Raw genomic sequence first — 16,405 nt, forward strand, 5'->3', positions numbered from 1 at the left:
ATGGTTTGTTTATCAATATGGAGGAAAAAGTATGTCAAACGAAGTAAATAATTTAGAAAAAATAAATATAGAAAATTTCCAGAATGATTTAATTACCTGGTTTAAACGAGAACAGCGCGACCTGCCATGGAGAAAGGACCAAGATCCATATAAAGTTTGGGTATCAGAAATTATGCTTCAGCAAACAAGAGTCGATACAGTGATACCTTATTTCAATCGATTTATTGAGTGGTTCCCAACAATCGACGATTTAGCAGATGCCGATGAAGAGAAAATACTGAAGGCATGGGAAGGACTTGGATATTACTCCAGGGTAAGAAATTTACAAACTGCCGTTAGGGAAGTGAGGGAAAATTATAATGGCGTGGTGCCTGACACCCCTGAGGAGATTTCCAAGCTTAAAGGTGTTGGTCCTTATACGGCGGGGGCGATTTTGAGTATTGCCTATGGTGTGCCGGAGCCTGCGGTGGATGGCAATGTAATGCGGGTAATTTCGCGGGTTCTTTCAATTTGGAAAGACATAGCACGGCCTGCATCGAGAAAGGTATTTGAGCAGGCAGTTCGTGAACTGATTTCGCATGAGGACCCATCTGCTTTTAATCAGGCGTTAATGGAGCTCGGTGCGTTAGTATGCACACCAACATCTCCGGCTTGTTTATTATGCCCGGTTTGTGAACATTGCCAGGCCTTTGAAGAGGGAATTCAAAATGAGCTGCCGGTGAAGACGAAAAAAACAAAAACCCGTAATGTGCAACTGTCAGCTGCTATACTAGTGGATGAAAGCGGGCGGATCGTGATTCATAAACGTCCTTCAACGGGATTGCTTGCAAACTTATGGGAATTTCCAAATGTCGAGATTGAGCACCCGATAGAGGGGGAGCGGGGCCATTTAGAGGAGCTTTTTAACACATCAATCGGTATTGACCCGGACTTGGAAAAAATCATTGGTCAAGTCGAACATGTTTTTTCCCATTTGATTTGGAACATTAAAGTTTATATTGGAAAAATAAACAGTGAGTTTGAAGGAAATGATCAGTGGAAGCTTGTTACAATCGATGAAATCGAACAATTTGCTTTTCCAGTTCCTTATCAGAAGATGTTCAAGATGTATCTAGAATCCCTGGAGAAATAATAGATAATGGCGACCTTTCTCATGAATGGTCGCCAATGACCTCTTTTTAAAGCTCCAGCTGCTGAGTCCCGCCCCGACTTTGAATTTCATCCATGATTTCGCGGTGAATCGTCTGCCCCTCACTGTTCAAATAAGGCGTCACTTGCTGCAATGCATGGTGAAAATACCCCAGCTCGTTATCCTTCCAATCGGTAATTGACATCAATGACAGCTCCGTCATATCGCGCCCTTCATACATCATTTCCTACTCCTTTCAAAGCACTTATCAAATTAGTTTTTTGTATATCAATTGTCTTCTATTCACAGAAAAGCTAAAATGATTACATCACTTTTAAAAGGGGCAGAGAAGTTTTATGACACAAAAAGTTGCATTAGTTACAGGAAGCAGCCGCGGAATTGGCAAAGCGACCGCCATTAGGCTGGCACATCAAGGATATGATATTGTCATTAATTACGCACGAAGTAAAAAAGGGGCATTAGAGACTGCTGAACAAATTGAGGCACTTGGAAGAAAAGTGTTAATTGTAAAAGCAAATGTCGGTGATGTCAGCAAAATAAAAAATATGTTTGCTCAAATAGAAGAAGAATTTGGCCGATTGGATATATTTGTAAATAATGCAGCATCCGGCGTACAGCGCCCGGCAATGGAGCTAGAAGAATCGCACTGGGATTGGACCCTCAATATTAACAGTAAGGCGCTATTATTTTGTGCCCAAGAAGCAGCAAAATTAATGGAGAAGAACGGCGGCGGGAAAATCGTCAGCATTAGTTCACTTGGTTCCATTCGCTACTTGGAAAACTATACAGCAGTGGGGGTTTCGAAAGCGGCGCTTGAAGCGTTGACGAGATACCTGGCTGTTGAATTGGCGGCAAAAAATATTGTCGTTAATGCAGTTTCCGGCGGTGCAGTTGATACGGAGGCTCTAAAATCATTCCCAAACCGCGAGGAACTTCTTCAGGAAGCTGCAGAAAAAACACCTGCGGGAAGAATGGTGGAAATTGAGGATATGGTTAATACCGTCATGTTCTTGCTTTCCGATCAATCAAGCATGATCAGAGGGCAGACGATTATTGTGGATGGCGGAATTTCATTGCTTGTTTAATTTTCGAAAATTTTTAGGATAATCTCTACGAACCGGGGTAAATTAAACTCGTGGAGGTGATATCAATGGCAAAATTCAATCAACAGCCAAACAAAACTTCTGCTGGAACAAACATCCAGGAAGTAAGACAACAAAATGCATCTGCTGGTGCAGGTGCTGCTGGACAATTTGGTACTGAATTTGCAAGCGAAACAAATGCTGCAGAAGTAAGACAGCAAAACGCTCGTTCTGCACAAGCAGGCGGTGGAGCAGGTGCTGCTGGGCAATTCGGTACTGAATTTGGAAGCGAAACAAATGCTTCTGAAGTAAGACAACAAAACCAACAAGCAGAGTCTAAGAAAAATCAAAACGCCGGTAAATCCGGTCAAAGCTAATTAAACATACTTATGTAGAAGGCGCTCATCTTTCGGAATGAGTGCCTTCTTTTTTATTACATCTTTTTAGGCCGCATATGCATTCCTTATTTTCGACAAAACTTCCCTTCACTCTACAGAACTTGTCAAAGGAAATCGTAGTTTTTTTAAAGAATACATAGAGGAACAAAAAAAGGCGGTGAGGGAATGGATGAGTTTAATCGATTAGTCTCTGAACAGATGGCAACAATGGAAAAATTACTGTTTCTACAGGCGGAGCTGGAACGCTGTCAAAAAATTGAAGTGGAATTGCTTGCATTGCAAGAAGAAACAGATCTCGAAAGTATCCAAGCCGACATTCAACTGATGAAAAAAGAGTTAAAAGAAATACAGGCCATTTTTGAAAAACAAACAGAAGAGGTCATTGATTCCTACCGGGAAATGAACCTGACTCCTTCTACATAAAACAGATTTTTACAAAAAGAGCCATGGAAAAATGGCTCTTTTGTTTTAAATTCTAGTCACAACCGTTATAATAATAAGAAAAGGACTTTTCTTTGTTGCCTTTTGTCGGTAAATTTATAGGTTAGGTTGCAAAGCGTTCGAAAATGAAGGTAGGGGAGAAAATGGGCGTACCCATCGAAGGTGAACCAGTACAAATACATAGCTATAAACACAATGGGCACATCCATCGCGTCTGGGAAGAAACAACTATCTTAAAAGGATCGCAAAACCTGGTGATTGGCGGTAATGACCGCACTCTGGTAACGGAATCTGACGGCAGGACTTGGATCACAAGGGAACCGGCGATATGTTATTTCCATTCGCAATATTGGTTTAATGTAATTGGTATGATTCGAGAAGATGGCATTTATTACTATTGTAATATCAGTTCACCTTTTATTTTTGATGGTGAAGCACTGAAGTATATTGATTATGATCTCGATATTAAAGTGTACCCTGATATGACCTTTAATTTATTGGACCAAGATGAATATGAACGTCATCGGCGGGAAATGAATTATCCCGATGTCATTGATCAAATTTTAAAACGGAATGTCGATAAACTGATTCAAATGATTAGACAGCGAACCGGCCCGTTTGCTCCAGATTTTATCGATATTTGGTATGAACGTTATTTAACGTACAGACGGTGATTGACAAGGGGCGGAGCGCCGCAAAAGTGAATTCGTCAAATTAAGTATGAAGATCATATTTATTTTGTGACTTGAGTAAAGTGGAGCTTGGCTCTGCTTGCACCGCCTTTTTTTATTCGCCTGTTGACATGTTCAACAGGCGTTTTTAATGGAAAAAGAGATAAGGAAGGGGGATTTCGTTTGGATAGTATACGAAGGTACCTTACATTTGTGAAACCGTACCGCTTGCAAATTATTGCTACAATCATCATTGGAATTATAAAATTCTCAATACCGCTTACTCTGCCAATGTTGATTAAATACGTTGTAGATGATATTGTGCAAAATCCCGGTCTAGCGGCTAATGAGAAACTTCATAAACTCATGTTAATTATGGGGATAATGATTGTTATTTTTGTCGTGCTGCGGCCCCCGATTGAGTATTACCGGCAGTATTTTGCCCAATGGACGTCGAATAAAATATTATTTGATCTCCGTGATGCGCTGTATAAGCATATTCAAAAGCTAAGCTTTAAATATTATGCAAATACCCGCGCAGGCGAGGTTATATCACGTGTAATTAACGATGTCGAACAAACGAAAACCTTTGTTGTTACGGGTTTAATGAACTTATGGCTCGACATGGCCACGATTATTATTGCTATTATTCTTATGTTTTTATTAAATGTGAAGCTAACCATTGTTTCGATCTTGCTTTTTCCACTTTACGCATTTTCGATTCGCTTTTTTTTCGGAAACCTACGCCGCTTAACAAGAGTTCGTTCGCAGGCGCTGGCCGAAGTCCAAAGCTATTTACATGAACGTGTTTCCGGAATGCCGGTCATTAAAAGCTTTGCCATCGAGGAATATGAACAAAATCAGTTCAATAAAGTGAATTACAATTTTTTAGATAAAGCATTGAAACACACAAGCTGGAATGCGAAATCGTTTGCCGTCGTCAACACGATTACGGATATCGCTCCATTACTCGTTATCGCCTATTCCGCCTACCTAGTCATTCAAGGAGATTTGTCATTAGGAACTATGATGGCATTTTATGCTTATATCGATAAGCTTTATAATCCGCTGAGAAGATTGGTCAATTCTTCAACAACGATAACTCAGTCATTCGCATCCATGGACCGTGTTTTTGAACTTATGGATGAAAAGTATGATGTGGTTGATGACCCGAATGCGGTTGAATGCCGGCAGGTGAAAGGGGATATTTCGTTTGAAGCTGTTTCTTTTGCTTATAACGAAGGGGAAGAAACTGTCTTAAAGGATATCGATATCCATGTGAAAAAGGGTGAAACGATTGCCCTAGTAGGTATGAGCGGCGGAGGTAAATCTACATTTGTCAGTTTGATTCCGCGTTTTTATGATGTGACCAAAGGAAGTATCCTTCTGGATGGTGTGGATATCCGAAAGTTTAAGGTTCAGTCTTTAAGAGATAAAATTGGAGTTGTTTTTCAAGACAATATTCTTTTTAGTGAATCAGTCAGGGAGAACATCTTATTAGGAAAACCTGGTGCCACCGAGGAAGAGGTCATCAATGCGGCCAAAGCGGCCAATGCCCATGAGTTTATTTCTAATCTTACAGATGGATATGAAACAAAGGTGGGGGAACGGGGTGTCAAGCTATCCGGCGGTCAAAAGCAAAGGATTGCCATAGCCCGCGTCTTCTTGAAAAATCCGCCCCTCTTAATTTTGGATGAGGCAACATCTGCTTTGGATTTGGAAAGTGAACACTTAATTCAGGAATCACTGGAGGAATTGGCGAAGGACCGGACGACCTTTATTGTGGCCCATCGTTTATCAACCATTACGCATGCTAACCGGATTGTATTAATTGATCATGGGCGGATTGTCGAAATTGGGACCCATGACGAACTGATGGCGATTCAAGGAAAATATTATAACTTATTTCAGGTACAAGCCCTAGAACATAAGGAAACCGAAGCAGAATAAACTTGCTTCGGTTTCTTCTATTCCGCTTCGTCCCCTTCAATTGATATTTCATTATGGTGAAAGGAATGGAAGCTTGTGATTAATGTGTCAAGATGCTCCACCTGCTCACCGTAATCAATGATGGAGGCAATAATTTGCATCATATGATAAATATGCGGCTGCTGTTCTTGACCAAAAAGTTCATTTTGAAATGTTAAAAAGAAATTGAATAATTCTTCTTTATTTAAATTATCATTTTCCTCAGGATATGGCGGCGGCGTTGGAATTTTCCCGATAAACCTGAGCATGAGATGTTCATGATGGTATACAAGAGAATCAAGCTGTTCCTGTGTCGCCTGCTTGAAATCCTCAGGAAGCTGTAAAAGCTCATTTTCATAGCGATGAATTCGTTTTAACGTATCAAGTGCTTTTCTTGCTGCAATTGTCATCTGCCGGTAAACAACCAGCTTTCGGGATTTTTCCAAGTCGTTCTTTCTAAAAAGCCTTCGTTCTTCTTTGTACATTTTATAAAACTGTTCCATCGAATGTACATTCTCTTTAAGTTTTCTAATATCCTCTTTCAGCAGCTGATGATCATAATTATGGCGGATGCTGAGGCGTATCCATTTGATCGTTTCCTCGGTTGTATGGACAATTTTTAAATAAAGTTTATTTTCGTATTTTGGCGGCATAAACACGAGATTGACAACAAATGCCGAGAAGACGCCTATCATCACCGTGGAAAAACGAATACCCGCAAACTGAATAAAACTCATGCTTGTTGTTTCCATAATTGAGATGAGCGTAACGAGCGAAAGTCCAATTGTATTTTCAAGCTTTAATTTAAGATGAAATAAGATCACAATTATGGCGGCGAATCCAATAACAATAAAATGATTACCAAGAAGCAGGACAAAAACGACAGCAAGGATCGCACCAATCACATTCCCTTGGATTTGTTCAATAATGGTTAAATAAGACCGGTAAATGGTTGGCTGAATCGCAAAGATGGCGGCGATTGCGGCAAAGACCGGTGAAGGGGAATGCAGCAGCTGAGCGATATATAGTGATAGAACAATCGCAATTCCCGTTTTTAAAATGCGGGCTCCTAACTTCATTATTTAGCAGGTTCCTTTCAAAATTGGTTATATGGGGAGTTAATACCCTTAAATAATAATGTACTATACATGGATTAAAACATATTATCAAGAAAAATTATATGAACAAATATCAAATTGTTGCTAAAAATCGGATGGAAAAATAAAACGTCCGCTAAAATGGGCTTGCGGACGTTTTATGGGGAGTTATTATTCTGTTTTTAATGCTGCAAATGCATTATTAACGGCATGTAAGGTAGCTTCAACATCTTCTGCCGTATGGGCAATGGTAAGGAACCACGCTTCATATTTCGAAGGAGCTAAATTGATTCCTTGTTGGAGCATGAGTTTGAAGAATTTCGCAAACATTTCTCCATCTGTATTTTCAGCCTGCTCGTAGTTTTCTACTTTTTCGTTTGTGAAATAAATGGTAAGTGCGCCTTTTAAGCGATTAATCGTGATGTTGATTTCGTTTTCCTTTGCTGCTTGTAAAATACCATCTTCCAGCATCGCACCTAAACGATCAAGATATTCATAGATCCCTTCTTGCTTTAAAACCTCAAGGCAGGCGATTCCGGAAAGGATGGAAGCGGGGTTGCCAGCCATTGTTCCCGCCTGATAAGCAGGTCCGAGCGGCGCTACTTTTTCCATAATTTCTTTCTTACCTCCGTATGCACCAATTGGCAGGCCGCCGCCGATGATTTTGCCCATTGCGGTTAAATCAGGCTTGACCCCTAATAAATCCTGTGCACCGCCATACATGAACCGGAAGGCGGTAATGACTTCATCATATATAACAAGCGCCCCAGCCGCATGCGTAAGCTCATTTATCTGTTCGAGAAAGCCTGGGTTCGGCTCGACAATCCCGAAGTTGCCGACAATTGGTTCAACTAAGACTGCAGCAATCTCGCTCCCCCATTTTTCTAAAGCCTGTTTAAATGGTTCAATATCATTGAATGGTACCGTAATGACTTCTTGTGCTATTGATTTTGGTACCCCTGCAGAATCTGGTGTGCCAAGAGTGGATGGGCCAGAACCGGCAGCAACAAGGACAAGGTCAGAGTGACCATGATAACAGCCGGCAAATTTTACGATTTTATCACGTCCGGTATAAGCGCGGGCGACGCGAATGGTCGTCATCACCGCTTCAGTGCCGGAATTGACAAAGCGAACCTTATCGAGCGAAGGCATCGCTTCTTTGAGCATTTGAGCAAACTTAACTTCGTGTGGTGTTGGGGTTCCGTAAAGGACCCCTGTTTCCGCAGCCCGTTTGATTGCTTCGGTAATATGCGGATGGGCGTGTCCTGTGATAATCGGGCCGTATGCGGCTAGATAATCGATATATTGGTTGCCGTCGACATCCCAGAAGTATGCACCTTGGGCGCGCTCCATCACAACTGGTGCCCCGCCTCCTACCGCTTTGTAGGAACGAGACGGACTGTTTACACCACCGACAATATGCTCTAATGCTTCGTTATGTAGCTTTTGTGAATTGGAAAATTGCATGATTTTTCCTCCTATTTTTTCATCATTTTTATTTTATCATGTTTTCATGGTTTTAACTTTTTGACTATTTAAGGAGTAAAGGTTATATTTGGCGAAGTCACGGATATATTGCTAGAAGTCAAAGATAAATATAATTGATTATAAGGCGGACGGTTATTTTACTTCATGTGAATGAAGCGAAAGAACCGTCCCCATGCATCATTGATGTGTTAGTATGTTATGTATCGGGAGGTACTAGAAAGATGAATAATGCGATTGAAGTGAAGGGTTTACGGAAGGAGTTTAAGGCGTATTCGAGCCGGTCAGGGTTGAAGGGAGCGTTTCGGGATCTTTTTACCCGTAATTATAAAGTGGTTCCGGCTGTTAATGATATTAGTTTTTCAGTTAAACAGGGAGAAATGGTAGGTTATATCGGGGAGAACGGGGCAGGTAAATCGACAACGATTAAAATGCTGACCGGGATTTTGACCCCGACTTCTGGACATATCCGGGTTAACGGGATGAATCCCCATAAAGAGCGGGAAAGATTTGTCCGCACGATTGGGGTTGTCTTCGGCCAGCGTTCACAGCTATGGTGGGATATTGCCGTACAGGAATCATTCCGGCTGCTAAAAAAAGTTTATAAAGTGACGGATGAACAATATGACGACCATATGCAGGCAGTCATTCGAACGTTAGATATTGAGCCGCTTTTAGATAAACCAGTCCGTAAACTTTCACTTGGACAAAGAATGAGATGTGAATTGGCAGCTGCACTAATACATAATCCGCCATTATTATTTTTAGACGAGCCAACAATCGGACTGGATGTACTTGTCAAACTCAAAATTCGTGAATTCTTAAAGGAAATCAATCAGAAATACAATACAACGATTCTGCTTACCACACATGATCTTTCAGATATTGAGGCCCTGTGTGAACGGGTGGTTATGCTGGATGAAGGCAAGGTTATTTACGATGGTGCGCTAAATAATTTAAAAGAAAATCTGGAAAAGAGCTGCATTTTCAGTTTCTTGAAAAAGTGGATCTTCCAGCTGTTAAAAAGATCACCAGCGGAATGCCGGTTAAATGGGAACTTGATGAAAAGGATCAGGTGTTTATTGCCAACCTTGAGAATGACGATCTATTAATTTCTCAAGTTATCGCGACTGTTGTAGCAGCTTTTAAAATCAAGGATATCAAAATAAACGAGACCTCAACGGAAGAGATCATTCGTAATATTTATGAAAAGGGTGCGGTCGAAGTTGGATAAATACTTGGAAATGATTCGCGTCCGTTTTTTGATGATGCTTGCGTACCGGACGAATTATTATACAGGAATTCTGATTTACAGCATTAATATCGGTGCTTATTATTTCTTATGGACCGCGATCTATGGCGGCAAGGAGGAAATCCAAGGCCTGTCTGTTGTGCAAATGACGACCTATGTCGCGATTTCCTGGATGGCACGGGCATTTTATTTTAATAATCTTGACCGGGAAATGGCGATGGAGATTATGGAAGGAAAAGTCGCTGTTGAACTAATCAGGCCTTATAATTATTTGGGTATGAAAACCATGCAGGGGCTTGGGGAAGGGATCTTCCGGCTATTCTTCTTCTCATTGCCTGGACTTGTCATTGTGTATTTCGTTTTTCCGATTCAGTTCACTTGGGATTTAGGTGTGTGGAGTTTATTTGCGCTTTCCATCTTGCTGAGCTTCTTTATCAATACACAGTTGAATTTATTAACCGGTATCACGACCTTTTTCTTTTATAATAACTCCGGTTTGATTCGTGCCAAACGGGTCGTTATCGACTTGTTTTCAGGACTGCTGCTTCCGATTAGCTTCTTTCCCGGCTGGGTGCAGTCGATTATGAAATTTCTGCCGTTTCAAGGGATCAGTTATGTGCCAAGCATGATCTTTACACAGGGTTTTTCACAGCATGAGGCATGGGCGGCCATCGGTCAGCAATTTATTTGGGTGCTTATTTTAATCCTGCCGATTCAAATACTCTGGTATATTGCCAAGAAACAGCTGGTCATTCAAGGGGGATAAATCGTGTTTTATGTTTCAATGTTTTTTCAATATATCTCTCAATATGTAAAAACAAGAATGCAGTATCGGGCGGATTTATTTGTAGAATTTTTCTCTGATTTAATGTCACAGGCTATCAATCTGATTTTTATCCTGGTTGTGTTTGGTCATACGAATTTGCTCGGCGGCTGGAGCAGGGATGAAATCATCTTTATTTATGGCTTCTTTCTTGTGCCGTATGCTGTGTTTTCTGCGTTTTTTAACATTTGGGATTTTAATGAGCGCTATATCATTAAAGGGGAGCTGGACAGGATTTTAACAAGACCGATTCACAGTCTGTTTCAAATCATTTTGGAGCGGATTGAATTGGAGTCGCTGTTAGGGGCAATTACCGGAATTGCCGTTATGTTCTATGCCGGTAGTCGGCTTGGACTATCGCTATCGTGGTATGACCCGATATTATTTATAATTTTTGTCATCGGAGGAGCCCTTGTGTATGGCGGGATCTTTGTGATGCTAGCCTGTATTAGCTTTTGGGCCGACGCCAAAACATCCATCATGCCGATGATGTATAACATCAGCAACTACGGCCGCTATCCTGTCAATATTTATAATAAATTAATCCGCTTTGTGCTGACATGGATATTACCGTTTGCATTTGTTGGAGTGTATCCGGCTTCTTTCTTTCTAGAAAAAAATGAATGGAATTGGTACGCTTTTCTAACACCGGCGATTGGCATAGCCTTCTTCAGTCTATCGGTCATACTGTGGAATCAAGGAGTCAAAAAATATCGCGGTGCGGGAAACTAATTATTAAAGGTGGCATTGGTGTCAGGCACCATGTGAAATTTTCACATGGTGCCTGACACCTTTTCTCTTTTTGATATTTTATTGGCCAAGCAGGCATAGAAATAAAGTATCTCCCTTTGGATATAGAGGTGATTGTTAGTGATAATTTTTTTGCTGCCAGTGGTTTTGTTTTGTATTTTTATGAGCATTCGGACATTGTTTATTCCAAATACAATTAAGGGGAAAATAGTATCTGTTGATAATTTTTTTTATTTATGTACCGTCTATTTAACAATCATCATCGGCTTTGGCCTAATCTATTTAATTTTACAATTAATGGGGCTGTCTGTGCTCGCGGAAGCAAGCAAAGAGCATCGATACAATATTTTCGAAACAAGCTTTTATTTTAGTGCGATGATGCTGTTTTCCGTTGGGAATGGAGATGTTATCCCGCAAGGATTAGGGAGAATGATTGCCGCGACAGAAGCGTTAATCGGCTACACATTACCAGCCGCCTTCGTTGCCAAAGTCATGTTTGACCGAGAAAAATAAGCAGTAAAGTTGTTTTGTTTCATCAGTTTGGTTAGGCTAGTGGTAGGAATATTTTACAAAATGGAGTGAAAGATGATGACAATCGAAGTAGGGAAACAAGCGCCTGATTTTACATTAGAAGCACATAACGGAGAGACCGTAACTTTATCTAACTTTAAAGGGAAAAATGTTGTTCTATATTTCTATCCAAAAGATATGACACCGGGATGCACAACAGAGGCCTGCGATTTCAGAGACCAACATGAGCAATTCAATGATGTAAATGCAGTAATTCTTGGAGTTAGTCCTGATCCGGTAGACCGACACCAAAAGTTTGTTGAAAAACACGGCCTGCCATTCCTGCTGCTGGCCGATACCGACCATCAGGTGGCAGAAGCATATGGAGTCTGGAAGCTGAAGAAGAATTTCGGCAAAGAATATATGGGTATTGAGCGGTCCACTTTTATCATTAATAAAGACGGCAAGCTTGTGAAGGAATGGAGAAAAGTTCAGGTAAAAGGGCACGTGGAGGCAGCCTTAACCTATATTAAAGAGAATCTTTAATTTTTGCCGCCTATTTTTCAGAGAAAAGGCATTTGTCCAATGCAATGAAGCTTGATTTGAATATCATTTTATTAGGGCATACCTCCTCAGATAAAATTTTTGGTCCTTTCGAAGGGCCTCTTTTTTTTTGCAAAAAAAGGAGAAGACTGATTGGCTAGAACTTTTCTCTATGTTTCAAAAAGTGTTATGATGAAAAAAAGTTAAAAATGAAATTAATGAATGGGAATTTTCGAGAGAAAGAAATATTTAAAAAAATTTATCATAAAATACAAACAAACAATTCAATGAGGGTTTGTGACATTACAATATTGACAAAAGTACTAAATGATTAGTAAAATTAATTATAACAATTATAATTTAATAATATGTTTTAGAAAAGAGGTGCATGGCGATGAAACAGTTAAAAGAAGCGTTGGATACCCTTAAGGATACGGGAGTCAGGATTACTCCACAACGTCATGCGATACTTGAATATTTAATAAACTCGATGTCACATCCTACTGCAGATGAAATTTATAAAGCCCTAGAAGGAAAATTCCCAAACATGAGTGTGGCAACAGTTTACAATAATTTACGAGTATTTCGTGAAGTTGGACTTGTAAAAGAATTAACCTTTGGTGATGCTTCCAGCAGGTTTGACTTTATTACAACCCACCACTATCATGTTATTTGTCAGCATTGTGGAAAGATTGTTGATTTCCATTATCCCGGTTTAGACGAAGTCGAGCATTTAGCTTCACATGTAACTGGGTTCAAGGTGGATAACCATCGTATGGAAATTTACGGAACCTGCCCTGATTGTACAGGGAAAGAAGTGCATTAATGCGTATCATTAAAAAAGGTGGCTTAACCATTATGGCTTTTAAAACCATGTGGTTAAGTCACCTTTTTTGTTCCGCTCCGTAAGCGGCGGGCTTACGTTGTAAAACGGCTGTTACCGCTATTTGTTATACGATTTCTTGTTATATTTTTCATCAAATTCTTTACCAACCAAATTCTGGTCAAGTGTCAATGGTTCACGGCAATGCATACACATATCCACCCTTCCAAGCATCTTTGTAGGTTTCCCGCAGTTAGGGCATTTTACCTGAATGGTCTTCGTGGACAGCATTCCGATCCAAAAGTACACCACTGTACTTGCAATAACAAAAAGGAGTCCCAAAATCATAAAAATGGTCATAATAAGTGGTGAAGTACGGAAGTAAATACCGACATACATGACAATAAAGCCGATAAAGATTAATGAAAGTGCAAAGGTACGAATTTTATTAATTTTACTTGAATATTTCGCCATGTTTCATCCTCCTAGTGAAACTATACCATATTTATTTTAAAAGGGAAAAAAGATATCAATTGAAGAATGTCGAAATTTGTCTTAAATTTTAGAAGGAGATTTTTCATTACTGTCGAACATATATTGCTAGCAGGAAAAATGGAGGTATGTTGAATGGAAGACATTCTTCGGCCCATTTATCAAGAAAGGGCGAGCCAATTAAATACCTTAGGCGTGTTATTGGTAGAAAAGAAGGAAAAAGCAATACTCACAACAGATTCTTTTGATGTTATTTTGTTAATTATCGTTAGAGAGGCAAATAAGCCGGTATTTACAAAACATTATACTTATGGCGGGCAAAAGGCTGCTATGCATATTATTTCCGAGGTACAGCTAAAGGAATGGATCTTATTAGGAACGAATCGTAAAATGTTTGAATGGCTGCACCATGCCAAAATTATTTTTGACCGAAATGAATATGTTGCCAACCTAAAAACAGAACTGCAGGAATTTCCGTTTAACGGCAGGAAAATTAAAATAGGCTTGGAGTTTGCAAAGCTGATCCGCCGTTATGTAGATGGAAAAACATTATTCGAGAACAAGCAGTATCTTGATGCGTACAATCATGTTGTTCACTCGCTGCATCATTTGGCAAGATTGGCTGTGATTGAAAATGGAATGCATCCAGAACTTACGGTATGGCGGCAGGTAAAACAAATAGAGCCGGAAATTTATAAATTATATGAAGAGCTGATCAGCAGTGAAGAAACTCTTGAACAAAGACTTGAGCTTTTGTTTTTGGCAAGTGAGTTTTTAATCCATTCCAGAACGGAATTGGGCTCTGCTCATTTATTAGAAATTCTAAGCCTAAAAGATTATTGGATGTTTAATGAGATGATGGGGGAGCCGGAATTAATTCCTTACTCAGTGGATTTGTCCGTTTTACTTGAGTATTTAATTGACAAACATTTATTAGAAATCGTTAATATTGAAACAAAGGGGCAAGGGGTTTTTCATCGCTGTTACCGTGTAAATAAAAAATTATCGTAAAAAAGTAAAAAAACTATTGACCGTTGAATAAATACTTGGTATATTAATAACCGTCGCTGCGAAACATTTAAGAGCTTTCGTAGTTGGCGGTTGAAAATAAGGTGTTGACATAACGATTCACCTTATGTTATATTATAAAAGTCGCTTTTGAGCGATTGAGAAAAAATGTTGGATTAGAAAAATAATTCCAATTCAACCTGATTGTTCTTTGAAAACTAAACAAACAAAAACGTCAACAAACAATAATTATTCATCTCTTTATGAGATGAAGCCAACGTAAAATTTATGAGCTAATCAACTTTCTTGGAGAGTTTGATCCTGGCTCAGGACGAACGCTGGCGGCGTGCCTAATACATGCAAGTCGAGCGAACTTGCGGGAGCTTGCTCCCAAAAGTTAGCGGCGGACGGGTGAGTAACACGTGGGCAACCTGCCTGTAAGACTGGGATAACTTCGGGAAACCGGAGCTAATACCGGATAATTCTTATCAACACATGTTGATAAGCTGAAAGTCGGTTTCGGCTGACACTTACAGATGGGCCCGCGGCGCATTAGCTAGTTGGTGAGGTAACGGCTCACCAAGGCAACGATGCGTAGCCGACCTGAGAGGGTGATCGGCCACACTGGGACTGAGACACGGCCCAGACTCCTACGGGAGGCAGCAGTAGGGAATCTTCCACAATGGACGAAAGTCTGATGGAGCAACGCCGCGTGAGCGATGAAGGCCTTCGGGTCGTAAAGCTCTGTTGTTAGGGAAGAACAAGTATCGGAGTAACTGCCGGTACCTTGACGGTACCTAACCAGAAAGCCACGGCTAACTACGTGCCAGCAGCCGCGGTAATACGTAGGTGGCAAGCGTTGTCCGGAATTATTGGGCGTAAAGCGCGCGCAGGCGGTCCTTTAAGTCTGATGTGAAAGCCCACGGCTCAACCGTGGAGGGTCATTGGAAACTGGGGGACTTGAGTGCAGAAGAGGAAAGCGGAATTCCACGTGTAGCGGTGAAATGCGTAGAGATGTGGAGGAACACCAGTGGCGAAGGCGGCTTTCTGGTCTGTAACTGACGCTGAGGCGCGAAAGCGTGGGGAGCAAACAGGATTAGATACCCTGGTAGTCCACGCCGTAAACGATGAGTGCTAAGTGTTAGAGGGTTTCCGCCCTTTAGTGCTGCAGCTAACGCATTAAGCACTCCGCCTGGGGAGTACGGCCGCAAGGCTGAAACTCAAAGGAATTGACGGGGGCCCGCACAAGCGGTGGAGCATGTGGTTTAATTCGAAGCAACGCGAAGAACCTTACCAGGTCTTGACATCCTCTGACACTCCTAGAGATAGGACTTTCCCCTTCGGGGGACAGAGTGACAGGTGGTGCATGGTTGTCGTCAGCTCGTGTCGTGAGATGTTGGGTTAAGTCCCGCAACGAGCGCAACCCTTGATCTTAGTTGCCAGCATTCAGTTGGGCACTCTAAGGTGACTGCCGGTGACAAACCGGAGGAAGGTGGGGATGACGTCAAATCATCATGCCCCTTATGACCTGGGCTACACACGTGCTACAATGGATGGTACAAAGGGCTGCAAAACCGCAAGGTCTAGCCAATCCCATAAAACCATTCTCAGTTCGGATTGCAGGCTGCAACTCGCCTGCATGAAGCCGGAATCGCTAGTAATCGCGGATCAGCATGCCGCGGTGAATACGTTCCCGGGCCTTGTACACACCGCCCGTCACACCACGAGAGTTTGTAACACCCGAAGTCGGTGGGGTAACCGTAAGGAGCCAGCCGCCTAAGGTGGGACAGATGATTGGGGTGAAGTCGTAACAAGGTAGCCGTATCGGAAGGTGCGGCTGGATCACCTCCTTTCTAAGGATATAAGCTGGACATATGAGCCAGACAATAAAAGTTTGTTTGATTGTTTCTTG

The 16,405-nt window shown here is 41.1% G+C and carries 16 protein-coding genes, 1 rRNA gene and 1 pseudogene; 14 read left to right on the forward strand and 4 right to left on the reverse strand.

The window, feature by feature from the left end:
- Positions 1-31: 31 nt before the first annotated feature.
- Entirely contained in the window at positions 32-1,132 is a 1,101-nt protein-coding gene (gene mutY / locus A6749_RS18870; protein WP_066394058.1) for an A/G-specific adenine glycosylase, read from the forward strand.
- A 46-nt stretch (positions 1,133-1,178) separates the two neighbouring features.
- Here mutY and A6749_RS18875 read toward each other — a convergent pair whose 3' ends face one another.
- A complete protein-coding gene (locus A6749_RS18875; protein ID WP_066394068.1) occupies positions 1,179-1,370 on the reverse strand; it encodes a hypothetical protein in 192 nt (63 codons plus the stop codon).
- Between the two features lie 115 nt (positions 1,371-1,485).
- Between A6749_RS18875 and fabL the strand changes: the two genes are divergently transcribed.
- The 5 genes from fabL (at position 1,486) to A6749_RS18900 (ending at position 5,692) form a co-directional block, all read left to right on the forward strand.
- The gene (gene fabL, locus A6749_RS18880; protein ID WP_066394075.1) at positions 1,486-2,235 is read left to right on the forward strand and encodes an enoyl-[acyl-carrier-protein] reductase FabL; all 750 of its coding nucleotides are present in this window, start codon (positions 1,486-1,488) and stop codon (positions 2,233-2,235) included.
- 65 nt (positions 2,236-2,300) lie between these two features.
- Positions 2,301-2,609, forward strand: coding sequence for a gamma-type small acid-soluble spore protein (locus tag A6749_RS18885; RefSeq protein ID WP_066394079.1), 309 nt, complete (start codon positions 2,301-2,303; stop codon positions 2,607-2,609).
- A 186-nt stretch (positions 2,610-2,795) separates the two neighbouring features.
- Positions 2,796-3,053 (forward strand): YgaB family protein, encoded by a 258-nt coding sequence (locus A6749_RS18890; protein WP_066394083.1) that lies wholly within the window; start codon positions 2,796-2,798, stop codon positions 3,051-3,053.
- A 161-nt stretch (positions 3,054-3,214) separates the two neighbouring features.
- The gene (gene ntdP / locus A6749_RS18895; protein ID WP_066394094.1) at positions 3,215-3,745 is read left to right on the forward strand and encodes a nucleoside tri-diphosphate phosphatase; all 531 of its coding nucleotides are present in this window, start codon (positions 3,215-3,217) and stop codon (positions 3,743-3,745) included.
- A 180-nt stretch (positions 3,746-3,925) separates the two neighbouring features.
- Positions 3,926-5,692, forward strand: coding sequence for an ABC transporter ATP-binding protein (locus tag A6749_RS18900; RefSeq protein WP_066394096.1), 1,767 nt, complete (start codon positions 3,926-3,928; stop codon positions 5,690-5,692).
- A gap of 17 nt (positions 5,693-5,709) precedes the next feature.
- Here the strand turns inward: A6749_RS18900 and A6749_RS18905 are convergent, their stop codons facing one another.
- Positions 5,710-6,789, reverse strand: coding sequence for an FUSC family protein (locus A6749_RS18905; protein WP_066394098.1), 1,080 nt, complete (start codon positions 6,787-6,789; stop codon positions 5,710-5,712).
- 189 nt (positions 6,790-6,978) lie between these two features.
- Positions 6,979-8,274, reverse strand: coding sequence for a glutamate-1-semialdehyde 2,1-aminomutase (locus tag A6749_RS18910; protein ID WP_066394118.1), 1,296 nt, complete (start codon positions 8,272-8,274; stop codon positions 6,979-6,981).
- 242 nt (positions 8,275-8,516) lie between these two features.
- On the opposite strand from A6749_RS18910, the pseudogene A6749_RS18915 reads away from it, so the two are divergent.
- From A6749_RS18915 to perR, 6 genes and pseudogenes are all read left to right on the forward strand, one after another.
- Positions 8,517-9,526, forward strand: a pseudogene (locus A6749_RS18915) (ABC transporter ATP-binding protein).
- Entirely contained in the window at positions 9,519-10,310 is a 792-nt protein-coding gene (locus A6749_RS18920; protein WP_066394122.1) for an ABC transporter permease, read from the forward strand. Before A6749_RS18915 ends, A6749_RS18920 begins: the two are co-directional and overlap by 8 nt.
- A gap of 3 nt (positions 10,311-10,313) precedes the next feature.
- Entirely contained in the window at positions 10,314-11,099 is a 786-nt protein-coding gene (locus A6749_RS18925; RefSeq protein ID WP_066394132.1) for an ABC transporter permease, read from the forward strand.
- A 138-nt stretch (positions 11,100-11,237) separates the two neighbouring features.
- On the forward strand, positions 11,238-11,630 hold the full coding sequence (locus tag A6749_RS18930; RefSeq protein ID WP_236719703.1) for an ion channel: 393 nt from the start codon (positions 11,238-11,240) through the stop codon (positions 11,628-11,630).
- Positions 11,631-11,705: 75 nt separating this feature from the next.
- On the forward strand, positions 11,706-12,173 hold the full coding sequence (gene bcp / locus A6749_RS18935) for a thioredoxin-dependent thiol peroxidase (protein WP_066394136.1): 468 nt from the start codon (positions 11,706-11,708) through the stop codon (positions 12,171-12,173).
- Between the two features lie 385 nt (positions 12,174-12,558).
- Positions 12,559-12,996: a peroxide-responsive transcriptional repressor PerR gene (gene perR, locus A6749_RS18940; RefSeq protein ID WP_066394144.1), complete on the forward strand. Its 438-nt coding sequence runs from the start codon at positions 12,559-12,561 to the stop codon at positions 12,994-12,996.
- 117 nt (positions 12,997-13,113) lie between these two features.
- On the opposite strand, the gene A6749_RS18945 is transcribed toward perR, so the two are convergent.
- Positions 13,114-13,467 (reverse strand): YgzB family protein, encoded by a 354-nt coding sequence (locus A6749_RS18945; RefSeq protein WP_066394150.1) that lies wholly within the window; start codon positions 13,465-13,467, stop codon positions 13,114-13,116.
- Between the two features lie 153 nt (positions 13,468-13,620).
- On the opposite strand from A6749_RS18945, the gene A6749_RS18950 reads away from it, so the two are divergent.
- Both A6749_RS18950 and A6749_RS18955 read left to right on the forward strand, forming a co-directional pair.
- Positions 13,621-14,496, forward strand: a complete 876-nt coding sequence (locus tag A6749_RS18950) for a nucleotidyltransferase-like protein (RefSeq protein WP_066394153.1) — start codon at positions 13,621-13,623, stop codon at positions 14,494-14,496.
- 300 nt (positions 14,497-14,796) lie between these two features.
- A 16S ribosomal RNA gene (locus A6749_RS18955) occupies positions 14,797-16,346 on the forward strand.
- Positions 16,347-16,405: the final 59 nt, after the last annotated feature.

It is taken from the genome of Neobacillus mesonae, assembly GCF_001636315.1.
GTDB lineage: Bacteria > Bacillota > Bacilli > Bacillales > Cytobacillaceae > Neobacillus > Neobacillus mesonae.

What these genes read in the sequence shown, in the direction of transcription:
- mutY (WP_066394058.1), top strand. Translation starts at nt 32, where the DNA reads ATGTCAAACGAAGTAAATAATTTAGAAAAAATAAATATAGAAAATTTC.
- A6749_RS18875 (WP_066394068.1), bottom strand. Translation starts at nt 1,370, where the DNA reads ATGTATGAAGGGCGCGATATGACGGAGCTGTCATTGATGTCAATTACC.
- fabL (WP_066394075.1), top strand. Translation starts at nt 1,486, where the DNA reads ATGACACAAAAAGTTGCATTAGTTACAGGAAGCAGCCGCGGAATTGGC.
- A6749_RS18885 (WP_066394079.1), top strand. Translation starts at nt 2,301, where the DNA reads ATGGCAAAATTCAATCAACAGCCAAACAAAACTTCTGCTGGAACAAAC.
- A6749_RS18890 (WP_066394083.1), top strand. Translation starts at nt 2,796, where the DNA reads ATGGATGAGTTTAATCGATTAGTCTCTGAACAGATGGCAACAATGGAA.
- ntdP (WP_066394094.1), top strand. Translation starts at nt 3,215, where the DNA reads ATGGGCGTACCCATCGAAGGTGAACCAGTACAAATACATAGCTATAAA.
- A6749_RS18905 (WP_066394098.1), bottom strand. Translation starts at nt 6,789, where the DNA reads ATGAAGTTAGGAGCCCGCATTTTAAAAACGGGAATTGCGATTGTTCTA.
- A6749_RS18910 (WP_066394118.1), bottom strand. Translation starts at nt 8,274, where the DNA reads ATGCAATTTTCCAATTCACAAAAGCTACATAACGAAGCATTAGAGCAT.
- bcp (WP_066394136.1), top strand. Translation starts at nt 11,706, where the DNA reads ATGACAATCGAAGTAGGGAAACAAGCGCCTGATTTTACATTAGAAGCA.
- perR (WP_066394144.1), top strand. Translation starts at nt 12,559, where the DNA reads ATGGCGATGAAACAGTTAAAAGAAGCGTTGGATACCCTTAAGGATACG.
- A6749_RS18945 (WP_066394150.1), bottom strand. Translation starts at nt 13,467, where the DNA reads ATGGCGAAATATTCAAGTAAAATTAATAAAATTCGTACCTTTGCACTT.
- A6749_RS18950 (WP_066394153.1), top strand. Translation starts at nt 13,621, where the DNA reads ATGGAAGACATTCTTCGGCCCATTTATCAAGAAAGGGCGAGCCAATTA.